Genomic DNA, 26,895 nt, shown 5'->3' with positions numbered 1-26,895 from the left:
TAATCCCATTACCGCTCTTTTTTTGTCATTATCCCTGAAATTAGTTGTAAATTTAGTAGTATTTATATTCAATACTGCTTTACTATGATCGATCCAAGTATTTTACTTCGTTATCAAGGTTTTATCAAAGAATTTGACAAGAATGAAACCATTTTTTCTCAAGGAGAAGAGCCGCGATACTACTACCAAATTGTACAGGGAAAGGTCAAAATGAACAATTACAATGAAGATGGTAAGGAATTCATCCAAGGGCTGTTTGCTGATGGAGAAAGTTTTGGTGAACCACCGTTATTTTGTTCGGTGAATTATCCTGCCAATGCAGTTACGCTCCAACCTACACGTATGTTGTTGATTAGCAAAACTGACTTCTATTGGTTGTTAGAAAATGAAAAGACGAGCTGTTTTGACATGCTTAAAGCCCTTTCTTCTCGTTTGTACTATAAGTCGATTATGGCACCTGAGATCTCTTCTAATGATTCAGAAAAGCGCATTTTAACGCTACTCAATTACATAAAAGACCAAAGCAACGGCAATCAAAAGGAATATCAGGTTGACTTGACTAGACAACAAATTGCAGATATGACTGGTCTGCGCGTGGAAACCGTCATTCGAACCATCAAAGAGATTGAAGTGAAACAACAAATTCGAATCAAAAAAGGGAAATTGTTTTTTTAGGTTATGTATGGGGTACGGGGTACGGTTTACAGTTTACAGTTTACAGTTTACGGTTTACAGTTTACGGTTTACAGTTTACGGTTTACGGTTTACGGTTTACGGTTTACAGTTTACGGTTTACAGTTTACGGTTTACAGTTTACGGTTTACGGTTTACAGCCTCACCACCTCACTACCTCACCACCTCATCCTCTTATTTTCTCATCCTCTCACCACCTCATCATCTCACCACCTCATCATCTCACCATCTCATCACCTCATCACCTCATCACCTCATCCTCTCATCACCTCATCACCTCATCATCTCACCACCTCATCATCTCACCACCTCATCACCTCATCACCTCATCCGCTCATCACCTCATCACCTCATCCTCTCACCACCTCATCACCTCATCATCTCACCACCTTATCATCTCACCACCTTATCATCTCACCACCTCATCATCTCACCACCTTATCATCTCACCACCTCATCACCTCATCACCTCACCACCTCATCCTCTCACCACCTCATCCTCTTATCACCTCATCCGCTCATCACCTCATCCTCTTATTTTCTCATCCTCTCATCCTCTCATCATCTCACCACCTCATCCTCTCACCACCTCATCCTCTCACCACCTCACCACCTCATCACCTCACCACCTCACCACCTCATCCTCTCACCACCTCATCACCTCACCACCTCATCATCTCACCACCTCATCATCTCACCACCTCACCATCTCACCACCTCATCACCTCACCACCTCATCATCTCATCACCTCATCCTCTCACCACCAACAACGAACAACCAACCTCCCCTTTAAAAGTTTTTCTTTTTCCCCGTTACATAAATCAATAGAATAGGAAGTAGGGTCCAAAGGGACAAGAGTAAAAATGAAATAAGACTCCCAGCACTGCTACCGAAGAATTTTTTAAATACGGCCCCTGTATAGCCCAATAAGGCAGAGATATCGAGTTTGAGTAGAATCAGAATACGCGATAAGTCAATGGGATTGAGGATGGTTCCAATTAGCGCAATATTCTCTAAAGGATAATCGCCAAAAACCATTAAGATACTCAAGAAAATACCATCGTAGATTACCGCTAAAAACAACCACAAGAGGATGGCTAGGCCAAATCCTTTGATTTTGTTTTCATTTCTCAACCCTAGGTTATACGCCAGTGCACTAAAGATAAAAGTCAAGAAAGCACCTATGCCTAAAAGGGAGAGAAACTCAAAGATGATATCCGATTCAAACAGACCATAACAGATAAAGGGAATACCCAAACCGATTAATAAACTCATCGATAAAGATAAGGCAACACCGAGGTATTGTCCAATAAAGATAGCGGAGCGCTTTACAGGTAATGCTAATAGAAGTTCTGTAAATTCCTTGGAATCATAGTAGTACATGATGCCAAAAATCGTACTGATGAGCGGCACGAGCACAATAATGATATTCATTAAAGTAATAATGGCCTTGCCAATATCGTGATTCAAAAATAACAAGACGAAGCCCAAGAGCAAGTAGAAGCCTAAATAGAAGTAGCTCCATCTACTGCGCATTAAGTCATAACAACTATATTTTAGAATTTTAAGCATATTAATCGATTAAAAGATTAGCAATAGCATGTTCAAAAGTATCTTGCTGAGTAGATTCTTTTAGCTGTTCAATCGTACCTTTGAAGTATATTTTCCCTTCGAGAATAAAAATAATTTGATCGGATATTTCTTCAACGAAACTCATAATATGAGAAGTAACTAGAATCGTTTTTCCCTTTTGTTTTTCCTTGAGGATGAGCTGCTTCAAGGTAATCATAGCTGCTGGATCCAATCCTGTTGTAGGTTCATCGAGAATCAGAATAGGATTGTCAAACATAAACGTCAACAAGAGGTTTACCTTTTGTTTAGTTCCTCCTGATAACTTATTGAGTTTTTTGTTTAGAAAAGGCGTGAGTTTAAAAAGCTCAACCAAGGGTTGGTGGTCTTTTTCTTTATCCTCCCTTAAATCTTTGATCATCTGAATAAGTTCGATGACGGTAATGTTGTTTGGAAAATTGGCAATTTGAGGCAAATAGTCGATGTCTTTTCTATATTTCCATTGATTTTCTATATTTTGGCCTTTAATTTCAATCGTTCCTTGATCGGGATAAACCATCGATAGAATACATTTGTTCAAGGTTGTTTTACCACTTCCATTCGGACCCAAAATAGCCAATACCCCTTGGTCAATAGTGAGGTCAACCCCTTGAAGTACTTGGTTATCTGCAAATCTCTTATGTAAATTAGTTATTGTTATCATGTTGAATTTGTTTGATGAAAGGTTGGTTGTCTACTAAATTATCTGGCGTAAATACAGGAGATACTTTCTCTGAGAAATCGATGATATCCACAAATAGACTACGGAGAAAAATAATCGACTCAGGCGTTTTGTTGACAATGTAGGAGAAGAGCTTAATCGGGCGATAGGGAACATCGCCAATTCCATCCTTATCTAAGTCATAGCCCGTGTAATTACTCCAGTAATTCGAATCAAAATTATTCTGGTTGAGCTGTCCCTGATAGAGTAAGTCAAAAGAGTTATTTAAAAAATTATTGTGATTCACGAGGTTCTGATAATTCGCCCCTCTTGAGTTTAATGCCCATCCATTGCTGATAAAATCATTGTGGGTATATTGTATGCGATTCGATCCTTCAATGTTAATAGCCGTCGTATTATTTTTAAATACATTGTAGCTTATTTCCGTGTCATTGACCTCTTTGAGCAGTACACCATAGGCGGCAGATCCCCAGTTGTCACTAAATACATTGTGACTCATCTTCATGGATTTAGAAAACATAATTGCTACACCAGCTCCATTGTTGGTATAAGAACAATTCGTAACCACATCATGGTTAGAAAACATAAAGTGTAGTCCATAACGAACATTGTTTTTACTGATGTTGTTGTGTATGGTACAAAAATTAGAAAACTCTAAGTAAATTCCATCTCGAACTCGTTCTACATAATTGTTTTTAATTTCGATGTTGTTGCAATACCAGAGTTGAATTCCATTCCCTGAATTAAACTCACTCTTAGCTTTGCCGTAAATTTTGTTGGATAATACTTTGCCCTCTTTTGATTTTTCAAGATAAATACCAAAGAATAAATCTTTGATGGTATTATTTTCAATGATAAAGTGTTTGCTTTCTCGTACGCGAATGGCTGCATAGTCTTTGATGTAACTCGTTCCAACATTGATAATCGTAAAATCTTTGATGGTTACATAATCCGCTTGAATGACAAAGATTTCTCCTTTGTTTTCGCCATCTACAATCGCATTTTTGCTGAGTAGTGTAAGGGGTTTCGTAATGTGGATATCCGTTTCTTTGTAGGTACCAGCTTCTACGAGAATCAGATCATAGTCCTCCGCCAGGGCAATCGCCTTTTTAATGGTGTTTACCGTCCCTTTCGGATGAACAGTAATGGTTTTAGCACTTGTTCCCCATCCATGTACAAGTAAAATAATACTGCATATAATTTTAAGTGTGTTTTTCATAAAAGTAAAGGGATTAGAGGGCTTGTAAGAATTAATGATGAGACAATTGTTGACGAAGTGCAGCGAATGTATAGTGTTCGCCGGTATATTCTTCAATTAGCTTGGCGGTTTGTTCCTTGGTTTTAGTAGCAGATAAAAAGGCACCCATCGGACTCGGAATATTTTTAGAGATGATGAAATGAGCTTGCTCTGCTGGAATCAACACCCCAGGGTTGAGTAAATCGGCAACCAAAAGATGCTGATATACGGTAAGGGGTTGATTTTGTTGTTCGATATAATGCAACATACATTCGATGGCATCGAACTTATAATTTTTGCCTTTGGTGGTGACCAATTGAGCGGCGTGTTTAGTATCGACAATTCCCATTTTACAAAAGTCACAATCATCCGTGCCATAGTCAATGGGTTGTACTTTTACGGTACAAGAAACAAAAAGTACAAGAAGGAGAAAATAAGCGAATGGTTTCATATTATTGTTTTTTAGATTTAGTTCCCAGCACAAAAGCTAGGAAGGTCAGCAACAATCCCAATCCCATCAGGTAAGCCCCAAGATGAGGATAAGAATAAGCATCAAAATTTAGAATTTTGCGATGCCCAAATAGGGGAGGCTCATAGGTTAAGGGATTTCCTTGGGCATCTACCATTTTCATGATGGCGTGGGGATCTAAATCACTGCCATAATCGATGAGCCAAAGGTTAAAATCATACATACCTGCAATTCCTAAAAGAGCCATTACAATAAGCCAAACCAAAAAGAAAGAGGGTTTTACTTTATTGAAGTATCCTCCAATACCCAGGGCAATACCGAGGATAGCCATGGAAGCCACGACAAGAGGGAAAACGGTAAATTCCCACATTTGCTCAGGTTTGGGGATGGTTTTCATTCCAATATAATGATTCAAACCATCAATGTTTTGAAGGTCAAATTCTCCTACACCTTTAATCCCATCAATATAAATATTCATTCCCAAGGGAATTGGATATTGTGGAGCTCCAAGTTCAATGTTCCATAGCGGAAAATAGAATAGGGATAAGAGTAAACCAGCCCCCACTATCATTAAAATAGAGGATTTTTTCATGTTTTTCTTTTTAAAAAGGACAGGGTTTTACGCCTGTCCTTTTGTGAATTAAAATTAAAAAGCGGCTTTGTATAACTTGTTATTCATCATCTAAAGACCACGAAAGCGGAAGTGTTGAATCTGCAGGAGATACGCGCACATAACCTTGCATTTCTTGATGCAGAGCCGAACAGAAATCCGTACAGTAAAAAGGCCAAACCCCAACTTGTTTTGGTTCCCATACAAAAGTTTCTGTTTTTCCAGGAGTAACTAAGAGTTCAGCTGTATTGGCACCTAACATGCTGATTCCGTGGGGTACGTCAAAATCTTGCTCTAAGTTGGTCACGTGGAAATACACTTTATCGCCCACTTTAATTCCCTCAATATTATCTGGGGTAAAGTGACTGCGAATCATCGTCATGTAAATGTGTACCTCTTTTCCGTTTCGCGTTACTTTTGTTTCGGCAGGTGATTTAGCTGCGTAGGGGTGTTTATTTTCATCTAGCTTATAAATCTGTCGGGCCTTATCCTTGATCTTGTCCGCTTTAATGGCGGCCGCATAATGCGGTTCTCCAATGGTCGGGAAGTCAAGTAATAACTCCATCTTATCCCCTGAAATATCATAGAGCTGAGCCGAGTGGTTCAAGTCTGGACCTACAGGCAAATAGCGGTCTTTGGTAATTTTGTTCATGGCAACCAAGTATTTTCCATCTGGTTTTCTTGAGTTTCCTCCAGGAATCATCAAGTGTCCAACAGAATAGAAGGTTGGTTTACGGTCAATGATTTCCCAAGTGCCCAATTTCCATTTTACTACTTCCGAAGATATAAAGAAGGTGGTATAGGCATTCCCCTTGCCATCAAATTCAGTGTGTAACGGACCTAATCCCGGTTGTTCTACTACACCAGCTAATACATCCTCGAATTTTAAAATCGGAAGACCATAAGCCTCTCCATCAAATTTCTTTTTCTCGATGGCATCCAACATTTTTGTAAAAGAGTGTACCGTTAGGTTGGCCGAAAGTTTACCATTTCCAATGATGTATTCTCCTGATGGATCAACATCACAGCCATGGGGTGATTTTGGCGTAGGTAATAAATACACTAAATCAGGAAACTCACTCGCATCTAAAATAAGCACTTCCTCTTTCATGGTGTGCGTGGCCATATGCGTGGCATTGTCAAACTTATTATGTGCATATTTCGCGGGCATTTTTTTTCCTTTTCCCGCTTTGATATACTCTTCTGCTTTTTTCCAGTTGACTGCCGCAATAAAATCTTTGTCGTTTTGAGAGGCATTCACTTCTAGTAAACTATGTGCTTCTTCGGTATTATAGGTGGTGAAGAAGAACCATCCGTGAGATTTACCACGCCCAGGGTGTGATAAGTCATAGTTGAAACCAGGCATTTGAATCTGGAAGGCCAAATCCATTTCTCCTGATTGTTGATCTACTTTAATGAAGGATAAACTTCCTTTAAAGTTTCCTTTGTACTCTTTAATTGGAATATCGCGTTGTGGAATAGGAACCGAAAAACGGGTTCCAGCCACTACATATTCAGTATTTTCTGTTACGAAAGACGAGCTGTGATTTCCCGCACTATTTGGGATTTCAATGATCTCGGCTGTGCTAAAATCTTCCAAATCGATACGCGCAATACGCGGTGTATTATTTCCATTGATGAAAATCCATCGACCGTCTAATTCTCCATTGGTTTGAGAAATATCCGGGTGGTGGGAATCATCCCAAGGAATAAAACCATGAGAAGTCATCAACATGGGTTTTGTTTCTTCACTATAGCCGTAGCCTTTTTCTGGATCTTGAGAGAATACGGGAATCACTTTGAATAATCGCCCTGATGGCAATCCATATACAGATAATTGGCCGCTAAATCCCCCTGAAAAGAAACCATAATATTCGTCGTATTCTCCAGGTGCTACATACACTTTCTCCGCTGCATTGGAGGAAAGCGCTCCTTTATTATTTTGCTTGGACTTGTTGCAACTGATGAAGGTAAGTCCAACCAGACAACTCACTAAACTGAGTGTGATATACTTTTTCATACTTGATGGTATTAAGGTTACAGTGTTCTAAAATATTCCAGTACGGCACGAGCCTCTTCCTCTGTAAGATTTTGGTTCGCCATCGGTGCACCATTAAATTCCTTAAGTAAATCTTGTGCTAATGGATCATTTTCAATCATATTTTCGGGATTTAAAATCATGTTCATTACCCATTCTGGCGTACGACGTTCTAAAATGCCTTTTGGCGCTGGTCCAATAAACTTCTTGTCTGTTTTATGACAAGCCGTACACATGGTTTTGAATACTTCTTGGCCTTTTGCTGCCATGGCTTGATCAATATCACCTAGTAACAAGGTTTTGATTGGCCCTTTGCCTTTATTTACTAAATCAATTCGTTCAGAAGCAGGTGCATTGGCCGCATTTGCTGAACTCGATGGGCTAGGAGTTGCCGTTTCTACTTTTCGCTCATTCGTTGTTACACTTTCTTCTGACCTAGGTTTTGCCGATTTTTCACCACATGATACGAGTGTTAAACAACCTGCAAGTAGCATAAATGATAGGACTTTTGATTTCATCTTGATATAGTTTAGATATTATTTTAACCCAAAGTTACCGCCTTCTTACACCTGCTTTTTATGATTCAAATCACAAAGGAGTAAATAAAAGATGAATTGGTCTTTTTTTTGTTGAGGGTGTGGTGGTGTGCGTTTTGTTTTTTCGCAAGTTGTTTTTTCGCAAGTTGCTTTTTTGCAAGTTGCTTCTTCGCTTTTTTGTGTAATTCTTTCGATTAGCGAACAAATGCCTACTCAGAAAATCTCAACAACAATCAACAAACAACCGATAACTATTTCGCAAGTTGCTTTTTTGCTTCTTCGCTTTTTTGTGTAATTCTTTCGATTAAAGAACAAATGCCTACTCAGAAAATCTCAACAACAAACAACAATCAACAAACAACAATCAACAAACAACAATCAACCGATAACTATTTCGCTTTTTTGCCAGATTATCGTTTAAAGAATAGATGTATCCTTAAATTAGAAAATCTCATCCTCTCATCCTCTCATCGTTTCATCGTCTATCTCACCTATTTTATATTGGTTTTGGAGCTCGATGAATATATCTCACCTATTTTATATTGGTTTTGGAGTTCGATGAATCTTCACTACGTTACGATTTTCACTACGTTACGATTTTCACTACGTTTCGATTTTCACTACGCTCCGATTTCTTCTTTTCAATCTGGTCTATTCCTTTTTGTAAAATCTGCACCATACCTATAGTACAAGGGAGCTTTACCTTTGCGGGTAAATGAGGAAGAAATCCAGAAAAGGAAGAAGAGAGCTGCTGGTAGATAGGGATTTGTACCTCGTATTGGAGCATCCTTCTTTCAGGGGGGACTTGTCTTTGAAATAAACTGTAATACATACTTAGCATGAAAACTGTCTTTTTTACGACCTGTTTTGTTCCGCTTACCTCGTTGTCATTTGTACCAGCGATTGCGGTTGAAACACAATCGATGCAACCTTTCTCTTTTGCGTTTAACGCCAATAGTACCGCGCTTTTGTTCCTGTTGCTTATGGGAATTGGCTTGGTGCTTGCCTGCGTATTTTTATATGTAGAAGCCAAAAGTCTACTGCAGACGTATCAAAAGAGTAAAATTCAAGTGATAAAGCGAGAGAATCAGTCTCTCACGCAATTAAAACCCAGTCAGATGAAGCAATTACTGTTGGTTTTGCGTTCTAAAAAACACACCTTAGTGTTGCTCGTTGGGTTGTTTTTTCAATCTTCTGCTTGGGCACAAACTTCTATGAAACTCGAGGATCGTCCCTTGTTGAAAGAACCTGGTATTTTAATTACGATCGGACTGTTGATGATTCCCATTCTGTTGGGAATATGGATGATGGTGGTTCAAGTGCGTCATCTCATCCTGAGTCAGAAGGAAAAAATGACCAAGCGCGATATTGATCATTTGGTGCATTATTTTGAGAATTTATCCGAAGAGGATTTGGAAGTTTTTATGCAGCGAAAGGAGGCTTTAGATTATACTTTTTCCAAGGGAGAACACGCAGGGAAGGAGGGACCAGAAGATAAGAGAGGATTAATTGCGATTCGGGAAAAGGGGGGATTGCCTGTGGTGTCTGCCAAAAAGAAAAATAGTACAAATGCAACGATTGACCCTCAATTGACTCGTATTGTGCTTTGGTTTTTGGGAACGGCTTCTTTTTGGTTGTTAATTGGAACCACCATAGGGGAATATTTGGGAATTAAGTTTGTCGCTCCAGATATCGATCAAACGAGTTGGTTGAGTTTTGGCCGACTCCGACCTGTACATACGAATGCGGTGTTTTGGGGATGGTCTTCATTGGGGATGCTTGGTTTGGGATACTATATCGTGCCACGTGTGAGTAATACAACCTTAGCTAGTTATAAAGGGGCATGGTATTCGTTAATTTTGATTAACGCCTCGGTTTTGCTTGGATCAATTAGTTTGATGGCTGGCATAAACAACGGAGGTGGAGAGTATAGAGAGTACATCTGGCCCATTATGTTGCTTTTTGCTTTGGGACTGGGGTTTACCTTAAGTAACTACCTTAAAACAATAGCACAGCGAAAAACGGAAGAGATTTATATTTCCAATTGGTACATTGTTGCAGCGGTTATTTTTATCACTGTGGTAGCTGTGGTTGGCTATTTGCCTTTTTGGCAAGATGGTTTGGGAGAAACGATTGTTCAGGGCTACTATATGCATCAAGCCGTAGGCATGTGGTTTATGTTGTTTACCCTGGGAATTGTCTATTATTTTGTGCCTCAACAGCTCAACAAACCCATTTACTCGTATAGCTTGGGTATTCTTGCTTTTTGGACGCAGATTTTGTTTTATACGCTCATCGGAACGCATCATTTTGTGTTTAGCGCTATTCCGTGGTGGTTGCAAACGGTTGCGATTGTTGCCAGTGTGGGTATGGTGATTCCCGTAGTAGCTGGAACCACGAACTTTGTGATGACCTTTAAAGGGGCTTGGCACAAGGTAAAGGATAGCTACACCGTTCCCTTTTTTGTCGTGGGAATTATCTTCTACTTTACGGGTTCGCTACAAGGTACGGCTGAGTCTTTTCGCTTTACCAACCTCCTTTGGCATTTTACTGATTTTACCGTGGCGCATTCGCATCTGACGATGTATGGTATCATTGCCTTTTTACTTTGGGGGGGAATTTATGCGCTCGTTCCTCAATTAACAGGAAAAGAAGCCCCTCAAATTACGGTAGGAGCACATTTTTGGTTGGCTTTAATTGGGTTGTTGTTTTACTCGATTCCCCTCATGTATGGCGGAACGCTGCGCGGAATACTCTGGATGGGAGATGCTCCTTTTATTGAAAGCGTCAAACTCATGATGCCGTATTGGCTGTGGCGTGCGATTGGTGGAACGCTGATGTGGGTTTCTCATTTGTTTTTTGCTTTTAACTTCTATCGCATGACGAGAGCAGAACAACTGAAAGATGTGGCTCTTGCCGATGTTGCCCTTGAGCAATTACAACAACAAATCAAGTCGAATACAAATTCTTAATGATTCAATTATGGAGATCTTCAATAATCACAAAAAACTATACCTCGTTGCCAGTGCGTTATTTATCGTTTTGACTTTATTTGTCGCTATACTACCTGCACTAGACAATCAAGCGAAAATACAGCCTTTGCCGGATGCCATTCCCCTAAGTGAAGCGGCAGTGCGGGGTAAACAGGTCTTTATTGCCAACGGATGTGTCGCTTGCCACAGTCAGCAAGTCCGCAATGTGGAGATGGATCGCAAATGGGGAGAACGTCCGTCGATGGCTGCGGATTATGCCACCAATAAGCGAATGGATGTGTGGATCAATACGGCTACGTTAATGGGGACAGAGCGCACCGGACCAGATTTAACAGATATAGGCACACGTCAGCCTAGTTTAGATTGGCATCTGGTGCATTTGTTTAATCCGCGTATTGTAGTGAAAGAATCTATTATGCCAGCGTATCCTTTTTTGTTTGATTATAAGCAAAATCCAACAGACACCGATGTTGTTGTGGCTGTTCCAGAAGGGGTTGTCTCTTCCGCAAAAGGAAAAGTAGTTGCTACACAAGAAGCTTTGGATTTAGTGGCTTATCTGCAAGAATTAAAACAAGCCAAACTACCAGAAGCCACCGTAGCCCCCGAATTCTTGTATCCACTCAAACAGGAGGCTATAACGGGGGGTACGGAACAAGTAGACGAAACAGAAGCCGATGGAAAAAACCTTTACGCAAACAATTGTGCCGCTTGTCACCAGGCAAATGGAGAGGGATTAGCGGGGGCTTTTCCCCCGCTGAAAAATAGTCCCATTGTCATGAGTGAAAATATACAACTCTTTGTCGATATCATCATGAATGGCTACGATGCTCGAGGGGAATATGGGGTGATGCCTGCTGTTGGAACCAATTTAAATTGGACGGCAAAAGAAGTAACCGCAATTGTCAATTACGAGCGAAATAATTGGGGGAATCAAGCGCCCAAAGTAAGCGTAGAGGAAGTACAACAAATCCTGAATTATATTAATGAAATGAAAGCAAAATGAGGAAAGTAAATCAACGAATAGTAGCTTTGATTGTGGTGGGTATTGCCACGACTACAGCGTATGCCTGTCCTGTTTGCGAACGCAATCAACCCAAGCTTTTAAAAGGAGTGGTACATGGAGCAGGACCCGATAGTCAATGGGATTATCTCATTATTGGAATCGTCGCCATTATCGTGGCATTGACGTTGTTCTTTTCCGTGAAATGGTTGGTGAAACCAGGAGAAAAGCAGAGAAATCACATCAAGAGAACTGTTTTAAATGAAGCCTACTATGGAACAAAAAAATAAAGTTTTCCTCTTTATTGATGAGGAAGAAAAACCCTTAGCCCTATTGGAAACTCCAGTTTCGTTTGAACTCGATACCCAACGACTAAGCGATGGAGCGCATGTGTTAAAAATTGTCAGTCAAGATGGGGAAGGAAAACAAGGGATTCGCTTTATCCCCTTTACCGTAAAAAATGGCCCATCCATTGAGGTGGAGGGAATCAAAGAACAAGCCGTTGTGGATGGCGTGGTTGATATTATGATTAATGCCTATGGCAAAGCAGATCCTAAGACATTTTTAATCACGGGAAGTGAAACTCCTCAGAGTATTCCGTATTGGGTATGGATTACGATTATTGTGGTGATCGCCTGGGGTATGTATTATGGGGTGAGGTGGCTTTGATGGGGTGATGAGTTGGTGAGAGGGTTTAACCCATCGAACCGATTAAAGATAAGCCTATCTGTCACTCGCACGCACAGTACTCACGCACAGTAATCACCTCGACGAAAGGAGAAATCGGAGGTTCATCGAACTCCAAAACAAAATAGAAACTCGGTGAGATAGGTCGCATCCTACGAGTTCTTGAGTAACGGATGCGATTTATCTCACCAATTTACGCTATGTTTCTCTTCTCTCTTCTTTCCAATTCACAACTTCACAAAGAGCAAAAAAAAGCCCATAAAATGAGGGTTTAGGAGAGGATTTATTAGCTCTTCGTTATGGGTTTGTTATATCTTTCTTTAGGGTTTGTTTGGTAAAAGGCCCTCAAACCAAGCAAACACAAAGGAAACCCAAAACAAACCCAAAAGGAACTCTAAACTTATTCTTGTAAGTGCATTGATTAATAGTGTGTTGTGTTTTTTGTACTGGACAAAAGTGGAAGTTTTTACCCATTTTAGGACAAAAGTGGACAAATACGGAAGGGGGTATTGTACGTGTGTTTTTTTTTAGTATTGCAACGAGAACATTAGTGAAGGTAGCTACGACACATAATCTCAAAAATTAGTATTCATCAAGTAAACGGTACAATTATGGGAAAAATGGACAAGGGATTAACAGGTGGTTTACAGTGAACAGTTGACGGTGAGCGGCTGATTGGTTAGATGGGAGTTGGGTTAATTGGTTTAACCCTTCTAAACATCCTAACCCTTCTAACCCCTACATAAAAGAATAACCCGTGCGATTCTTCGTAACCGCAGAGCATGACGAGTGTGGGTAGTGAACGGGCCTAAACCCGCGTCACTCAACGCCGTCATGTCATTTCGACGAAGGAGAAATCGCATCTGTTATTCAACACCCGTCAATCAACAATCAACGCTCGTCACTCAACGCCGTCTTTCAACGCCTTGTAGGATGCGACCCTTCGTTGCCTCAGGGCGACATGACGAGTGTGGGTAGTGAACGGGATACCGGATGGTTATTAGGGTAATTGACAGATGCATTTTTTGAGTGATGATCCGTTTTTCAATTGAAATAAATCCTACTTTTATAGGAACAGTTGGTTTTGTAAAACCAAGAGTAGGAGATAGAAGATGTAAATCAGGATATGTTACAATCAATTCCTTACTTTTATAGAGTACTATGAGGATAAGGAAGATAAACCGGAGATTTATTGGTGGCTATTGAAGTATTATAACTGTTTAACTTGTCCAAATTGCAAGGAATGTTATGATTTACCTGATATGTCAGGATACAATGAATATGGATTTATTTTTACTTTTTGTAAATTAACGGTTCCGCCTCTTCCACAAGAGCCAGATCCGCAACCTGAGCCCGAACCTGAATTTCCAGAAGAGGAACTAGGCCCTGGTAAAAAAGATGACGAATGGAAAAATAATAATCCTCCTTTTGAAATTATTAACATAGAAGATCCTTTCTTGGAACACGGTCCTGTTTGGTGGTATCATAGCGACCATTTATCTCATTAACGATTCTATTTGTTTTGGTATTCGATGAACTTTGTTTAGGAAGTACTTCGTATATTACAGATGTTTTAGGAACACCCGTACAATACATTGAGTATTTACCATTTGGTGAGGTAATGGTGGAACAGAGTAATAATAACCTTTTAGAGAATGTGTATAAGTTTAATGCGAAGGAATTGGATGCACAAACAGGCTATTACTATTACGGAGCACGTTATTACGATCCGGGAGCGAGTATATTTTTGAGTGTGGACCCGTTGGCTGAACAAGCACCTGGCTGGACACCATACCGTTACGGTTTTAATAACCCACTTCGATATACTGACCCAGATGGACGTTGGGAATGGGATGCAACAGGGAATCTTATGGCACAAAAAGGAGATAATTCTTATTCAATGGCTAAGTTTTTAGGAACAAGCCAGAAGAACGCAATGACAATACTAAACAGAGGTGGAGTTACAGCGAATGATAAAGGTGTTTTGAATTTAAAAGAAGGACAATCTTTTGCTAAAAACAGTTTATGGGTAGGAACAAAATCAGGAAGTGGCGCTGTAGTAAATAATACTAAAGAGGCAACTAATCATTATTTTTCTGGGAAAGGGGCATCTGCAGATGTAGGCGACCAATCCACAAGAGAATTATTATCATCGAGTAAATTCCAAGAGAAGCATACTAAAATAACAAGTACAGTTGTTGATCCGGAGGGGTATTTTTCAGTTGATTTAACAAAATCTACCTTCCATATAGGTAGAACAAATGTAGATTATAGTGTAGGTGGGAATGAAACATCAAGTTCTGTAAATTATACGTTGTTTTCAAGAGATGGATTTTGGGACCCTGATTTTATAGATGAAAAGGTTTTAGGAGGTTGGTTGAATATTGATAAATTCAAACCAGATGGGAAAGGACCTAATTTGGAAAGATTAGGAGGAACACCTTATGATTATAAAACAAGAGAAAGAACGTACTTTTTTAAACCTGTTAAAGACAATAAGTAATTTACTGTGTTATGAAGAAAATAATAGTATTTGTGGTATCGTTTATTGTATTTGTTTTATTCTATTTAAGCTATGATATCAAAGGGTATAATTATGGATTGGGATGCAATTTTTGTAATAAAAATATGCCTTATGGATTAATACCTAAAATCAATTCTGATTATCCACGGGAGTTTGTTTTACTTGACGAAGAAGACTTTGAATTAACAGGTAAAGGTTTTAGACATAGGCAAAGTAGTTTTAAAATAAACAAATTTTTAGGCTATGGTTATAACGATATATCTGTATTGTTAAAATGTACTGATAGTCTGAATAATGTGAAATATTTGAAGTCTTATGAAACAGGTTACAAAAGTAACAAGGGAAATTCTACTATATCATTTAAAGATATTGAGAACAGCGAGTACAATCAAATTAGAGATAATTATCTATGGATTGAGATTGATGAAGAGAAAGCAAATAAAATAAAGTTTTTGAAGTTTATATTTATAATAGGAACATTACTCTCACTATTTTTTGCCGTTAGGAATTTATTTAGATTATTAAGAATAAACAAAGCCACTCATTGAGAGTGGCTTTGTTTATTTTAGAAACGCTTGTAATTTACTTTTAGCAAGATAGGCATCGAGTAAAGAAAAGACACATTCTTTGTCTTTTTCTGTGAGCTGGTCAATCTCTTGAAATCTTTTCAACATAGTAGGGTCTTTCAAAAACTGGGCTTCTTTTGCTTCGCCAATCAAGTACCCAACGGTAGTTCCGAGTTCATCGGCTAACCTTTTAACAACGTCAATAGAAGGCTTCATCTCGTCACGTTCATAACGTCCGATAACGGTATGCATACTGCCAATCAATTTAGCCAAATCCTGTTGGGAAAGGTTTTTGGCTTCCCTTAATCTTTTACTGAAAGTAACTATAATTAAAACGTATAAGGTTAATAAATACCTTTATTTCAAAGGATACTGTAAATATATAAAACGTTTACGGTTAATGAATTTTTTTTAAAAAAGTTTTTGAGTATAGAAATAAGCGAAATCAAACAACAGCTGACAATGTCGAACGTATTGCATTATTATGGATTGAAAACGGATAAGCAAAGCAGAATAAACTGTCCGTTCCACGCGGACAAAACCCCCGAGTATCCAAGTGTATTATAAAACGCAAACGGCATATTACTTTAGCGGAAACTGTAAAACCCACGGTAAAAGTATGGATGTAATTGATTTTATTTTGCGTAAAGAAAACTCAACTAAAGTGATTAATAAAGCCAAAGAAATTATTGATTAAACAGCACCCAACCCGATCGCGCGGATTTAACTTCGTTCCCTTAGGCTAAAGCCTTGGGTGCAGTCCGTGCGCATCAATTATAAAAAAATAAAACCCCAACGGATCAAAGGGGTTTGTTTTTGTAGTTAACAGTTTATTGTTAACGGTTTGACAGCGTGAACAAAGTCAACTGTTTGTAAAAGAAAATCTAGTGTAAGGACAATTTGTTTGTAGCTTTAAAGCATTATCTTTAGAAGAGGTTTTGTTGTTGTAAAAGGCGATGTAGAACCGTTCACTGTAAACGGTCAACGGTCAACTAAATTGTACGTTATTACGATCCAGGAGCAAGTATCTTTTTGAGTGTGGACCCGTTGGCGGAAGAGTTCCCAGGATGGAATCCGTACCATTATGTACACAATAACCCGATTAATTTAGTGGATCCTACGGGGATGGCGGCAGAAACAGATTATACGCTGAATAAAAGAACAGGAGATGTAAAACAAGTAGGAGAAACCAACGATAAGTCTGATAGAATTTTACAAACTAATAGTAGAGGAGAAGTCAAAACAAACCGTGATGGAAGTCCTAAAGTAGCTATTGATAATATTGATAAAGGAATTTTGTCTGATGGAATGAATTTTCGAACTGAAGGGAATGTTGTTAAAGTCGGTGGAAAAACTGAGGCTACTAAAGAGGGAGTTGAAAGATTTGCTTGGCAATTGTCTGATTATGTACGCAAAGAGATAAAAGGAGCTTATTTTTCAAATGATGGAACAGAAAATATCACTCATATAACTTTAGGAAAATATGAAGGTAATACATATACAAAAAGTATTTCATCTGGTGCAGAAACAATAAGAGGTCTTGTTAGTGATATTAAAGAATTTAACAGTTATAAAGTAAAGGGCTTCTTTCATACTCATCCAAATGAATCAACTAGATTTGAACCTTCTAAAGCTGACATAAATTCAAGAGATAATGGGCTTAGACAAAATAGAAATTTAAAATATTATATATTGACACATCCAAATGGATATGGAAGTAGCAGTCCACATATTATTGATTATACAAGCTCAAACTATTAATTATGAAAAAATATTTGTTTGTAATAGTATTTATTGGTTTAACTAGTTGTAATTCTTATAAATCTCAATTTAAAGATAAAGGAAATTATGAAGATGCCATTTTTAATGGTATAATTGATTTTTCAAATACAGAATTGTTCTCTAAAGGAAAAGTTTTTTTTGTGAATTATAATTTTGAAAAAACAGATTATTATTCTTTTTCAATTATGGAAAATTCAGATAAACTGTTGTATTCTAAAAATAAAATATTTAATGATAACCATCTACCAAATAGGTATACTGTATATAAAAGTAAATTATTTTTTTGGTGGGATGATAGTTATGGTAGTGATGAAAGAATTTTAGAAGAATTGATTTTAAATAATAAGATTCAATATGAAGAGGAGTCTTCTTTTATAGAATTTGAAACGGATGATAGAAAAAAGGCCGTAAATTATTTTTTTTGTAAAAAAAACTTAAAAAAATTTAAAAGGATTATTACAAATAAAGGTATAATTGAAACTCCCAAAATAAAGTGTGGATAGCAGTATCTTTATGAAAAATAGAACACCACCCCAACCTTCCAATCAGATCAAAGGGGTGGTGTTATTTAGGGGGGATTGTTTAGCAGAAAAAGAAACACCCCACCACTGTTACACTATTAAAAAAGGCATCGACTATCCAACAACAATGGTAAGTATGTTTCAAAACATAAAGTACAGCCGAAGATGACAAAAAAGCAACAGTGAATTTTAGTTGACAGTTTACCGTTAACGGTTTACGGAAGATTATTCGATTAAAAGAGAAGTAAAACTGTAAGCTGTAAACCGTCCACCGTAAACTAAAAAGTAGTTGGGTTTTAGACAACTATTTATTATAAAAGAGAATAGAAACTGTTCACTGTAAACCGTTTACTATCAACTATATTTATCGTCAGTGGAGTAGTAAAGAGGAACGCAGTGAAAATCGAAACGTAGTGAAGATTCATCGAACACTAAAACAAATATAAAATAAGTGAGATATATTCATCGAACACTAAAATAAAATATAAACCTAATGAGATAAATATAAACCTGGTGAGATAGATTGCATTTGTTACTCAACGCCGTCTTTCAACGCCTTGTAGGATGCGACCCTTCGTTGCTTCAGGGCGACATGATGAGCGTGGGTAGTGAACGGGATACCGGATGGTTATTAGGGTAATTGACAGATGCATTTTTGAGTGATGATCCGTTTTTCAATTGAAATAAATCCTACTTTTATAGGAACAGTTGGTTTTGTAAAACCAAGAGTAGGAGATAGAAGATGTAAATCAGGATATGTTACAATCAATTCCTTACTTTTATAGAGTACTATGAGGATAAGGAAGATAAACCGGAGATTTATTGGTGGCTATTGAAGTATTATAACTGTTTAACTTGTCCAAATTGCAAGGAATGTTATGATTTACCTGATATGTCAGGATACAATGAATATGGATTTATTTTTACTTTTTGTAAATTAACGGTTCCGCCTCTTCCACAAGAGCCAGATCCGCAACCTGAGCCCGAACCTGAATTTCCAGAAGAGGAACTAGGCCCTGGTAAAAAAGATGACGAATGGAAAAATAATAATCCTCCTTTTGAAATTATTAACATAGAAGATCCTTTCTTGGAACATGGCCCTGTTTGGTGGTATCATAGCGACCATTTATCTCATTAACGATTCTATTTGTTTTGGTATTCGATGAACTTTGTTTAGGCAGTACGTCGTATATTACCGACGTTTTTGGAAAACCATGCCAATACATTGAGTATTTACCGTTTGGAGAGGTAATGGTGGAACAGAGCACCAACAACATATTGGAGAATGTATATAAGTTTAATGCTAAAGAATTGGATTCGCAGACAGGTTACTACTATTATGGAGCACGTTATTACGATCCGGGAGCGGGTATATTTTTGAGTGTGGACCCGTTGGCGGAGAAGATGCCTGATTATAACCCTTATATTTATACATTAAATAACCCAATTAACTTAACTGACCCGACAGGGATGATACCTGAAAAAGGAGATAGACATTATTTTGGAAGTGACGGAAAAACATACTTAGGAACAGATGGGAAAAATGATAATAAAGCGTATACCTTAAAAGGTGGTTTAAAGCCAAATTTGAATAATAAGTCAGTTAATTGGGGAGGAAGGTTAGATGCCAAACATGCTGAAGCATTAAGAAGTAATTCTTCCGAAGGAGTTTTTGATACCAGTAAAGTAGATAGTGCACCGACATCCACAATAAAACGTACTGGAAATGGAGGATTTGACCCAAGTAGAGTAGATGGAGCTGTAATAAATGCGCTTAAATACGATTTACCACAAGGATTACAAGATACAGGAGATGCTGTTAGTTTAGTGGGATATGGAATGACTATAACAGGTATCGGTGGTGGTATTGGTATACCAGTGGCTGGTATCGGAGGTGCTATGTCTGGAGTTGGGAGCGCTATAGAGATTGGAGTTGAGTTTTTTAGTGGAGATTATAAAAAGGCTGGTACAGGTGCTAGTTTTATGGCTGCTGAAAAATTAATTAATGCTGGATTAAATAGAGTATTACCTGGAGCAGGGAAAAAAATTGGAGAAGAAGGTTTTGAATTAGGGAGTGAGATTTTAAAACAAGGAGCTGGTTTAAAGTTGAATTTAATTCAAAAAGAAATTGATAAAGATTAAATTATTATAGATTATGCAAGATTATTTATATAGTATTCTATTTTTGGGAGGTGGCATTTTGACTTTATATATTACATTTAAAGATAGAAAAAATGTAAAGAAGAATTTAGATATAACGTATGTATCCCATTTAAAAGGATATATAGGAGGTGGGATACTTATCTTAATAGGACTAGCTATGTTTTTAAAAAACTTTCTTTAGTAAAAAATAATAAGCTTAAAAAAACTGTTTTATAGTATTTAATAAGCAAATAATAACCCACCCCAACCTTCTAAAACGGATTGTTGGGGTTTGTTTTTAGTTAACAGTTTACTGTTAACAGTTAACGGAAGATTACTCAATAGAAAGAGAATTAAAACTGTACACAGTAAGCTGTTTACCGTCAATCCAATAGCTTGCCGTTACTAGTTGACCGTATAACGATACGTAAAAAGAGAATCATAACACAAGGGCCATCCACCCAGCTTGTCCTGCTGACGAAGGAAGCATCGCATCCGTCAAGCAGGTCTGACAAACCTCACTGCTTCGCACAAATAAAACCAGCCTCCCAATATTTTCAGTACTTTGGTTTTCAATCTAAATAAATTATGACAAAAAATAGTATATTTTTAGTATTAGTTTTACTAACCTTTGCATGTAGTAAAACTATACAGACTTCAAAAGAGAAAGAGGTAAAAGATAGTTTAAGAACATTTAATATTATTAATATGCCTTTAAATTATGATGGAATTAATGGAATCGATAAGGTTGAAGGATATGTATCTGATGCAAATATAGCGGTTCAGATAGCAGAGTTAATTCTTTTTAATATTTATAAGAAGGAATTAATTATTAAGCAACGTCCATATAATGTTTTTTTTAAAAATAATTCTGTTTGGTGCATAGAAGGGAGTTTATCAGATGATATGGAAGGAGGAGTTTTTTATATTGAGATACGTAAAAGTGATGGAGCTATTTTGAAGGTATTACATACTAAATAACAAACACCACCCCAACCTTCCAATCGGATCAAAGGGGTTTTGTATTTAGCGGGGGATTGTTTAGCAGAAAAAGAAACACCCTACCACCGTTACACTATTAAAAAAGGCATCGACTATCCAACAACAATGGTAAGTATGTTTCAAAACATAAAGTACAGCCGAAGATGACAAAAAAGCAACAGTGAATTTTAGTTGACAGTTTACCGTTAACGGTTTACGGAAGATTATTCGATTAAAAGAGAAGTAAAACTGTAAGCTGTAAACCGTCCACCGTAAACTAAAAAGTAGTTGGGTTTTAGACAACTATTTATTATAAAAGAGAATAGAAACTGTTCACTGTAAACCGTTTACTATCAACTATATTTATCGTCAGTGGAGTAGTAAAGAGGAACGCAGTGAAAATCGAAACGTAGTGAAGATTCATCGAACACTAAAATAAAATACAAACCTAATGAGATAAATATAAACCTGGTGAGATAGATTGCATTTGTTACTCAACGCCGTCTTTCAACGCCTTGTAGGATGCGACCCTTCGTTGCTTCAGGGCGACATGATGAGCGTGGGTAGTGAACGGGATACCGGATGGTTATTAGGGTAATTGACAGATGCATTTTTGAGTGATGATCCGTTTTTCAATTGAAATAAATCCTACTTTTATAGGAACAGTTGGTTTTGTAAAACCAAGAGTAGGAGATAGAAGATGTAAATCAGGATATGTTACAATCAATTCCTTACTTTTATAGAGTACTATGAGGATAAGGAAGATAAACTGGAGATTTATTGGTGGCTATTGAAGTATTATAACTGTTTAACTTGTCCAAATTGCAAGGAATGTTATGATTTACCTGATATGTCAGGATACAATGAATATGGATTTATTTTTACTTTTTGTAAATTAACGGTTCCGCCTCTTCCACAAGAGCCAGATCCGCAACCTGAGCCCGAACCTGAATTTCCAGAAGAGGAACTAGGCCCTGGTAAAAAAGATGACGAATGGAAAAATAATAATCCTCCTTTTGAAATTATTAACATAGAAGATCCTTTCTTGGAACATGGCCCTGTTTGGTGGTATCATAGCGACCATTTATCTCATTAACGATTCTATTTGTTTTGGTATTCGATGAACTTTGTTTAGGAAGTACATCGTATATTACCGATGTTTTTGGAAAACCATGCCAATACATTGAGTATTTACCGTTTGGAGAGGTAATGGTAGAGCAGAGCACCAATAACATTTTGGAGAATGTGTATAAGTTTAATGCGAAAGAATTAGACCAAAGTACAGGTTACTATTATTACGGAGCGCGTTACTATGATCCGGGAGCGAGTATATTTTTGAGTGTGGACCCGTTGGCTGAGAAGTACCCTAATATTAACCCCTATGTGTATGTGGCTAATAACCCAATTAATGCAATTGACCCTGATGGGAGAGATATCATTCATTTAAATGGTAAGGGGAGTATTACTAAGGTTGTTAATGATGGTAAGTCTCATATTACCATTATGGATGGAGGAAAAGTCAGATCATTATCAGATTATTCGATTGGTAAAAGTTGGTTTGGTTTAAATAATAGAAATAGGCAATCTGTAGCTAATATTGTTGGTTACTATGCTAATCAAATTGGAGTTGAAGGGGTTGGTGCCACTAATGAAGTTGGTGGGATAGCGCATTATAATTCAAATAATAATAAAATTTGGGTTGCTCCTGTTGGAGATGATGGTACAGTAAGTAGTTTATTGAATGATAAAAACAATTTGATAAATACATTAGTTCATGAAAGAGAACATAGAATTGATAATGCTAACGGAATAAATAGTTCATTTGAAAGCCATGTGAATGTTTACATTAAACAAATGGGGGATAAATCTTTTAGTGAAACTACTGAAGATTTTCAACAAGGTATGATTTCTTCAATGACTTCTTATTTAGGAGCTATTAGAAGCCGTAGTAAACGTAGTGAATTGATTAATAAGTTTAATAATAGTAATGGAGGAGGATATAAATTAGAAGACTTTAAATCAGGATATGGTTATGGAATAGAAAAAAATGGTGAGAAAAAGTATTTTGATGTTAAGACTAAAAAGGAACCTAATTAATGTTTTTAATATGAAGTATATAATATTGTTTAGTTTGTTGTTGGTATTGACTAATTGTAATAATCAAAAAAATGATTTTTTTGATATATTAGTAAGTGATGCTAATGATACAAAAATTTGGAATTATTATGTGTTAGAGAATAAAAAAGAATTTCATTATTTGGGATATAAGTATAAGTTTGAAAAAGATAAGTATGAGATTTATAGAGGAGGCGTAAATGAGGTTGGAACTAATTTTGCTAAGGACTTTGTAATAGATAATTTAGATAATGATTGGTATTTTGATTCCAAATCGTTAGTATTAAATTTTGGACTAAATTCTTTTATAATAGAAAGATATACTACTGATACTATTTTTATGAAAGGCAATGGTTTTGAAGGTGAATGTTTAATGATTAAAATGAATGTTTTAAAATAATTGAAGTACTATAAAAATATGATTTTTTTAGATGTACAAAATTAAACAAACCACACCCCAACCTTCCAAAGCGAATCGTTGGGGTTTTGTTTTTAGTTAACAGTTTACTGTTAACGGTTGACAGAAAATTATTCAATAAAAAGAGAATTAAAACTGTACACAGTAAACCGTTCACCGTAAACCAAATAAAACACCCCACCACCGTTACACTATTAAAAAAGGCATCGACTATCCAACAACAATGGTAAGTATGTTTCAAAACATAAAGTACAGCCGAAGATGACAAAAAAGCAACAGTGAATTTTAGTTGACAGTTTACCGTTAACGGTTTACGGAAGATTATTCGATTAAAAGAGAAGTAAAACTGTAAGCTGTAAACCGTCCACCGTAAACTAAAAAGTAGTTGGGTTTTAGACAACTATTTATTATAAAAGAGAATAGAAACTGTTCACTGTAAACCGTTTACTATCAACTATATTTATCGTCAGTGGAGTAGTAAAGAGGAACGCAGTGAAAATCGAAACGTAGTGAAGATTCATCGAACACTAAAATAAAATACAAACCTAATGAGATAAATATTAACCTGGTGAGATAGATTGCATTTGTTACTCAACGCCGTCTTTCAACGCCTTGTAGGATGCGACCCTTCGTTGCCTCAGGGTGACATGATGAGCGTGGGTAGTGAACGGGATACCGGATGGTTATTAGGGTAATTGACAGATGCATTTTTTGAGTGATGATCCGTTTTTCAATTGAAATAAATCCTACTTTTATAGGAACAGTTGGTTTTGTAAGTCATGATTGCAAGAATTTACCTTCAAGACGTTCGGCTGAAGTCTTAGGTTTAATATGAGTTTGAAGTGGAAATAGTATTTATGAGGTTTAGAAAGGTACGGATTGCACCCGAGGCTTTAGCCGAACTGAACGAAGTTAAATTCGCGCTATCGGGATCTTCAACTTCAAATAAGATAAGAAATACGAAGAATAGAAGTAACAGTAATCAAATTTCAAAAGGATTGTACCATGATGAAAGAAATTAAAAAAAATATTTTATTTGCTCTTATAGTAATCAGTTTGGTTGGTTGTAAGAAAATAAATACAATTGATAAAGCATTAGCTGAGGGGAAAGAGTATGGGACTATATATTTTGTTAGAGGTATGGTAGATACTGATCTCCCCGTTAGTTGTAATAATTATTTGAGTAGTTTGGATTTTTTGATTTCTTATTTTAAAATAGATGATAAGGTGTTTATAGATCTGTTGTTAAAGGATTGGCAAACAGATGATATTGTGAAATCGAATAATGATTTAGATATAAGGTATCGAATTGAATTTAAAGATAAGGTTATTTGTATTGATAACTTTGGAAACTACTCTGTTGATAGTAAGTTTATTGGTAAACTAAGTAATTTTCAACTACTTTTAGATTACATTGAAGAGCATAGAGAAAATAGTATAAAACTGAAAGAAGATTTTCCTTTTGAGGATGTTAAATAAAATCCACCCCAACCTTCCAAAACGGATTAAAGGGGTTTGTTTTTGTAGTTAACAGTTTACTGTTAACGTTGACAGCGTGAATAAAGTCAACTGTTTGTAAAAGAAAATCTAGTGTAAGGACAATTTGTTTGTAGCTTTAAAGCATTATCTTTAGAAGAGGTTTTGTTGTTGTAAAAGGCGATGTAGAACCGTTCACTGTAAACGGTCAACGGTCAACTAAATTGCACGATATTACGATCCAGGAGCGAATATATTTTTGAGTGTGGATCCGTTGGCGGAAGATTTCCCAGGATGGAATCCGTACCATTATGTACACAATAACCCGATTAATTTAGTGGATCCTACGGGGATGAGTGCAGAAAATTCAGGGGAAGGAGATCCTGTGAAACAACCATCATTATTGGAGTCTACGTTTGAAGGTATAAGTAGTACTTTAGATGAAATTGTTATTAGTGCGAAGAAAAGTGGTTTCTCAAGTGAGAAGATTTCATCGGATTGGGAAAAAAACAAAGAGAAATCGGGGTTTAATCATTTTAAGAATTGGTTTAAGGATAAAGATTTATCGGCTGCTACTGGAGTTGCAAATAATGTAGGAACTTTAGCTGCTGCAGGAATAGGGAATTCTTCTTTGAGAGTTGCTATAGGAACGGCAAGACCAGATATTCCTGTTAATTTTTTAGGTAATAATTATTATGGAAATGGTAAGTGGTATATAAAAGGTTCATATATAGGAAAGTTTCTGGGTAGATTCACGTTTGGTCTAGGTATTGCATTAGATACATACGGTTTGAATGAATATAAACAGAATCCTAATTCACCAAGTGCAGTTTCTCCTGTAAAAATGGGAGTTAATACTACGATGGGGGCATTAGGTTTTACAGGTTTTGGAACACCAGCATCTCTCATATATAATGGTATGGAAGTTTTACACCCAAATGGAGCATCAGGAGCATTAGAAGATTATGGAGAAGCACAAGCTACATATAGAAAAGGAAATAGAGGAGCTGTATTTAAACCAGAGTTATAGATGAGAGGATATTATTATTTATTTTATAAATTATTTATTTTTTGGGAAAAGATTTCTTTTCCCAAATTTTGGAGTGCTTTTAAAGCAGAAGTTTCAATTATGGCTTTAGAAATCTGGTTGGTAATGTCTGTGGTGAATTATTATACGGTTTTTATTGATAGACACTTTTATTTGAATAAAATAGTGTTTATGCTTATAGTAGTATGTATTGTGATCGTTAACTTGAAATTTTTTACGTATTCAAGTGTGTGGAAGGATTACAATGTAAGATTTGAGCGATTATCTAAAAATCAAAATCTTATAGGAGGTATAATTGTATGGTGTATAATCTGTATGATAATATTAAATTTTATATACTCATTTTACTTGTTGTATCAATTAGATTAATTATCTGAGAAATGTCAATCTCGATCGCGCGGAGTGTACTGTGAATAGACAATAGTTTGAAACCTTGTTCAATGCTTTATAGGAGATGATAGTAGGTTTATCATAATCGTTGTACAAGCGAGGGTTTCAAACCACCTCTCGGTGCTTTGAAAGTAATAGAAAGGTATTGAACGGCAAGAGGAAAAGGCTATCAAGAATAGTGAGGTACGAATAAGAGAGATGAACGCAAGTGAACCTGATCGCGCGGACTTAACTTCAAGCCCTTCGGTTAAAGCCTAGGGTGCAATCCGTGTGCATAAATTATAAAGAAGAAAAACTCGTTAGTCTTTCGATTAACGGGTTTTGTCTTTTATAGCGCATTCCCAAACACTCGTCACTCAATGCCTTCTTTCAATGCCT

Annotated in this window: 26 protein-coding genes; 18 read left to right on the top strand and 8 right to left on the bottom strand. The window is 36.8% G+C overall.

The features are described from left to right. Nucleotides 1-84 precede the first annotated feature (84 nt). Entirely contained in the window at nucleotides 85-675 is a 591-nt protein-coding gene (locus tag FBR08_RS15910; protein ID WP_158963844.1) for a Crp/Fnr family transcriptional regulator, read from the top strand. A gap of 808 nt (nucleotides 676-1,483) precedes the next feature. On the opposite strand, the gene FBR08_RS15905 is transcribed toward FBR08_RS15910, so the two are convergent. The 7 genes from FBR08_RS15905 to FBR08_RS15875 all read right to left on the bottom strand — a co-directional run bounded on the left by FBR08_RS15905 (nucleotide 1,484) and on the right by FBR08_RS15875 (nucleotide 7,856). After that, nucleotides 1,484-2,266 carry an ABC-2 transporter permease gene (locus FBR08_RS15905; RefSeq protein WP_158963842.1) on the bottom strand — a complete coding sequence of 261 codons (783 nt, stop codon included), beginning with the start codon at nucleotides 2,264-2,266 and terminating at the stop codon, nucleotides 1,484-1,486. A gap of 1 nt (nucleotide 2,267) precedes the next feature. Further along, nucleotides 2,268-2,966: an ABC transporter ATP-binding protein gene (locus FBR08_RS15900; protein ID WP_158963840.1), complete on the bottom strand. Its 699-nt coding sequence runs from the start codon at nucleotides 2,964-2,966 to the stop codon at nucleotides 2,268-2,270. Further along, nucleotides 2,950-4,203 carry a nitrous oxide reductase family maturation protein NosD gene (gene nosD, locus FBR08_RS15895; RefSeq protein WP_158963838.1) on the bottom strand — a complete coding sequence of 418 codons (1,254 nt, stop codon included), beginning with the start codon at nucleotides 4,201-4,203 and terminating at the stop codon, nucleotides 2,950-2,952. Before nosD ends, FBR08_RS15900 begins: the two co-directional genes overlap by 17 nt. A gap of 31 nt (nucleotides 4,204-4,234) precedes the next feature. Further along, nucleotides 4,235-4,672 carry a nitrous oxide reductase accessory protein NosL gene (locus FBR08_RS15890; RefSeq protein ID WP_158963836.1) on the bottom strand — a complete coding sequence of 146 codons (438 nt, stop codon included), beginning with the start codon at nucleotides 4,670-4,672 and terminating at the stop codon, nucleotides 4,235-4,237. 1 nt (nucleotide 4,673) lies between these two features. Further along, nucleotides 4,674-5,282: a hypothetical protein gene (locus FBR08_RS15885; protein ID WP_158963834.1), complete on the bottom strand. Its 609-nt coding sequence runs from the start codon at nucleotides 5,280-5,282 to the stop codon at nucleotides 4,674-4,676. A 79-nt stretch (nucleotides 5,283-5,361) separates the two neighbouring features. After that, nucleotides 5,362-7,320: a Sec-dependent nitrous-oxide reductase gene (gene nosZ / locus FBR08_RS15880; RefSeq protein WP_158963832.1), complete on the bottom strand. Its 1,959-nt coding sequence runs from the start codon at nucleotides 7,318-7,320 to the stop codon at nucleotides 5,362-5,364. Nucleotides 7,321-7,337: 17 nt separating this feature from the next. Beyond that, complete coding sequence (locus FBR08_RS15875) at nucleotides 7,338-7,856, bottom strand: c-type cytochrome (protein WP_158963830.1); 519 nt, start codon at nucleotides 7,854-7,856, stop codon at nucleotides 7,338-7,340. Between the two features lie 857 nt (nucleotides 7,857-8,713). Between FBR08_RS15875 and FBR08_RS15870 the strand changes: the two genes are divergently transcribed. From FBR08_RS15870 to FBR08_RS15840, 7 genes are all read left to right on the top strand, one after another. Continuing rightward, on the top strand, nucleotides 8,714-10,846 hold the full coding sequence (locus FBR08_RS15870) for a cbb3-type cytochrome c oxidase subunit I (RefSeq protein ID WP_158963828.1): 2,133 nt from the start codon (nucleotides 8,714-8,716) through the stop codon (nucleotides 10,844-10,846). A 10-nt stretch (nucleotides 10,847-10,856) separates the two neighbouring features. Then, entirely contained in the window at nucleotides 10,857-11,870 is a 1,014-nt protein-coding gene (locus FBR08_RS15865; RefSeq protein ID WP_158963826.1) for a cbb3-type cytochrome c oxidase subunit II, read from the top strand. Continuing rightward, entirely contained in the window at nucleotides 11,867-12,157 is a 291-nt protein-coding gene (locus FBR08_RS15860) for a hypothetical protein (protein ID WP_158963824.1), read from the top strand. The genes FBR08_RS15865 and FBR08_RS15860 overlap by 4 nt, the downstream gene beginning before the upstream one ends. Then, nucleotides 12,141-12,536, top strand: a complete 396-nt coding sequence (locus tag FBR08_RS15855) for a cytochrome C (RefSeq protein ID WP_158963822.1) — start codon at nucleotides 12,141-12,143, stop codon at nucleotides 12,534-12,536. The genes FBR08_RS15860 and FBR08_RS15855 overlap by 17 nt, the downstream gene beginning before the upstream one ends. A 1,280-nt stretch (nucleotides 12,537-13,816) precedes the next feature. Next, on the top strand, nucleotides 13,817-14,062 hold the full coding sequence (locus FBR08_RS15850; RefSeq protein ID WP_158963814.1) for a hypothetical protein: 246 nt from the start codon (nucleotides 13,817-13,819) through the stop codon (nucleotides 14,060-14,062). Between the two features lie 14 nt (nucleotides 14,063-14,076). Beyond that, on the top strand, nucleotides 14,077-15,057 hold the full coding sequence (locus FBR08_RS15845) for an RHS repeat domain-containing protein (RefSeq protein WP_233266147.1): 981 nt from the start codon (nucleotides 14,077-14,079) through the stop codon (nucleotides 15,055-15,057). 11 nt (nucleotides 15,058-15,068) lie between these two features. After that, nucleotides 15,069-15,626: a hypothetical protein gene (locus FBR08_RS15840; RefSeq protein ID WP_158963820.1), complete on the top strand. Its 558-nt coding sequence runs from the start codon at nucleotides 15,069-15,071 to the stop codon at nucleotides 15,624-15,626. Between the two features lie 12 nt (nucleotides 15,627-15,638). Here FBR08_RS15840 and FBR08_RS15835 read toward each other — a convergent pair whose 3' ends face one another. After that, nucleotides 15,639-15,971, bottom strand: a complete 333-nt coding sequence (locus tag FBR08_RS15835) for a helix-turn-helix domain-containing protein (protein ID WP_158964341.1) — start codon at nucleotides 15,969-15,971, stop codon at nucleotides 15,639-15,641. 711 nt (nucleotides 15,972-16,682) lie between these two features. On the opposite strand from FBR08_RS15835, the gene FBR08_RS16990 reads away from it, so the two are divergent. The 10 genes from FBR08_RS16990 (at nucleotide 16,683) to FBR08_RS16985 (ending at nucleotide 26,109) form a co-directional block, all read left to right on the top strand. Next, on the top strand, nucleotides 16,683-17,405 hold the full coding sequence (locus FBR08_RS16990; protein WP_233266333.1) for an RHS repeat-associated core domain-containing protein: 723 nt from the start codon (nucleotides 16,683-16,685) through the stop codon (nucleotides 17,403-17,405). A 2-nt stretch (nucleotides 17,406-17,407) separates the two neighbouring features. After that, nucleotides 17,408-17,929 (top strand): hypothetical protein, encoded by a 522-nt coding sequence (locus FBR08_RS15825; protein WP_158963818.1) that lies wholly within the window; start codon nucleotides 17,408-17,410, stop codon nucleotides 17,927-17,929. A 910-nt stretch (nucleotides 17,930-18,839) separates the two neighbouring features. Next, entirely contained in the window at nucleotides 18,840-19,085 is a 246-nt protein-coding gene (locus FBR08_RS15820) for a hypothetical protein (RefSeq protein WP_158963814.1), read from the top strand. Between the two features lie 14 nt (nucleotides 19,086-19,099). Beyond that, nucleotides 19,100-20,089: an RHS repeat domain-containing protein gene (locus FBR08_RS15815; protein ID WP_233266145.1), complete on the top strand. Its 990-nt coding sequence runs from the start codon at nucleotides 19,100-19,102 to the stop codon at nucleotides 20,087-20,089. Nucleotides 20,090-20,677: 588 nt separating this feature from the next. Beyond that, on the top strand, nucleotides 20,678-21,070 hold the full coding sequence (locus FBR08_RS15810; RefSeq protein WP_158963816.1) for a YbbC/YhhH family protein: 393 nt from the start codon (nucleotides 20,678-20,680) through the stop codon (nucleotides 21,068-21,070). A gap of 850 nt (nucleotides 21,071-21,920) precedes the next feature. Continuing rightward, complete coding sequence (locus FBR08_RS15805) at nucleotides 21,921-22,166, top strand: hypothetical protein (RefSeq protein WP_158963814.1); 246 nt, start codon at nucleotides 21,921-21,923, stop codon at nucleotides 22,164-22,166. A gap of 14 nt (nucleotides 22,167-22,180) precedes the next feature. After that, the gene (locus FBR08_RS15800) at nucleotides 22,181-23,167 is read left to right on the top strand and encodes an RHS repeat-associated core domain-containing protein (RefSeq protein WP_158963812.1); all 987 of its coding nucleotides are present in this window, start codon (nucleotides 22,181-22,183) and stop codon (nucleotides 23,165-23,167) included. Nucleotides 23,168-23,177: 10 nt separating this feature from the next. Beyond that, entirely contained in the window at nucleotides 23,178-23,585 is a 408-nt protein-coding gene (locus tag FBR08_RS15795; RefSeq protein WP_158963810.1) for a hypothetical protein, read from the top strand. A gap of 1,023 nt (nucleotides 23,586-24,608) precedes the next feature. Beyond that, nucleotides 24,609-25,082 carry a hypothetical protein gene (locus FBR08_RS15785; protein ID WP_233266144.1) on the top strand — a complete coding sequence of 158 codons (474 nt, stop codon included), beginning with the start codon at nucleotides 24,609-24,611 and terminating at the stop codon, nucleotides 25,080-25,082. A gap of 220 nt (nucleotides 25,083-25,302) precedes the next feature. Beyond that, complete coding sequence (locus FBR08_RS16985; RefSeq protein WP_262885179.1) at nucleotides 25,303-26,109, top strand: RHS repeat-associated core domain-containing protein; 807 nt, start codon at nucleotides 25,303-25,305, stop codon at nucleotides 26,107-26,109. Nucleotides 26,110-26,895 lie beyond the last annotated feature (786 nt).

It is taken from the genome of Myroides fluvii (assembly GCF_009792295.1).
In the GTDB taxonomy this organism is placed as follows: Bacteria; Bacteroidota; Bacteroidia; order Flavobacteriales; family Flavobacteriaceae; genus Flavobacterium; species Flavobacterium fluvii_A.
Note: the sequence above shows the minus strand (reverse complement) of the source record. Positions and strands in the feature narration are given on the sequence as shown.

Coding starts and splice junctions, on each gene's coding strand:
- FBR08_RS15910 (WP_158963844.1), top strand. CDS start 85: ATGATCGATCCAAGTATTTTACTTCGTTATCAAGGTTTTATCAAAGAA.
- FBR08_RS15905 (WP_158963842.1), bottom strand. CDS start 2,266: ATGCTTAAAATTCTAAAATATAGTTGTTATGACTTAATGCGCAGTAGA.
- FBR08_RS15900 (WP_158963840.1), bottom strand. CDS start 2,966: ATGATAACAATAACTAATTTACATAAGAGATTTGCAGATAACCAAGTA.
- nosD (WP_158963838.1), bottom strand. CDS start 4,203: ATGAAAAACACACTTAAAATTATATGCAGTATTATTTTACTTGTACAT.
- FBR08_RS15890 (WP_158963836.1), bottom strand. CDS start 4,672: ATGAAACCATTCGCTTATTTTCTCCTTCTTGTACTTTTTGTTTCTTGT.
- FBR08_RS15885 (WP_158963834.1), bottom strand. CDS start 5,282: ATGAAAAAATCCTCTATTTTAATGATAGTGGGGGCTGGTTTACTCTTA.
- nosZ (WP_158963832.1), bottom strand. CDS start 7,320: ATGAAAAAGTATATCACACTCAGTTTAGTGAGTTGTCTGGTTGGACTT.
- FBR08_RS15875 (WP_158963830.1), bottom strand. CDS start 7,856: ATGAAATCAAAAGTCCTATCATTTATGCTACTTGCAGGTTGTTTAACA.
- FBR08_RS15870 (WP_158963828.1), top strand. CDS start 8,714: ATGAAAACTGTCTTTTTTACGACCTGTTTTGTTCCGCTTACCTCGTTG.
- FBR08_RS15865 (WP_158963826.1), top strand. CDS start 10,857: ATGGAGATCTTCAATAATCACAAAAAACTATACCTCGTTGCCAGTGCG.
- FBR08_RS15860 (WP_158963824.1), top strand. CDS start 11,867: ATGAGGAAAGTAAATCAACGAATAGTAGCTTTGATTGTGGTGGGTATT.
- FBR08_RS15855 (WP_158963822.1), top strand. CDS start 12,141: ATGGAACAAAAAAATAAAGTTTTCCTCTTTATTGATGAGGAAGAAAAA.
- FBR08_RS15850 (WP_158963814.1), top strand. CDS start 13,817: ATGTCAGGATACAATGAATATGGATTTATTTTTACTTTTTGTAAATTA.
- FBR08_RS15840 (WP_158963820.1), top strand. CDS start 15,069: ATGAAGAAAATAATAGTATTTGTGGTATCGTTTATTGTATTTGTTTTA.
- FBR08_RS15825 (WP_158963818.1), top strand. CDS start 17,408: ATGAAAAAATATTTGTTTGTAATAGTATTTATTGGTTTAACTAGTTGT.
- FBR08_RS15820 (WP_158963814.1), top strand. CDS start 18,840: ATGTCAGGATACAATGAATATGGATTTATTTTTACTTTTTGTAAATTA.
- FBR08_RS15810 (WP_158963816.1), top strand. CDS start 20,678: ATGACAAAAAATAGTATATTTTTAGTATTAGTTTTACTAACCTTTGCA.
- FBR08_RS15805 (WP_158963814.1), top strand. CDS start 21,921: ATGTCAGGATACAATGAATATGGATTTATTTTTACTTTTTGTAAATTA.
- FBR08_RS15795 (WP_158963810.1), top strand. CDS start 23,178: ATGAAGTATATAATATTGTTTAGTTTGTTGTTGGTATTGACTAATTGT.
- FBR08_RS15785 (WP_233266144.1), top strand. CDS start 24,609: ATGATGAAAGAAATTAAAAAAAATATTTTATTTGCTCTTATAGTAATC.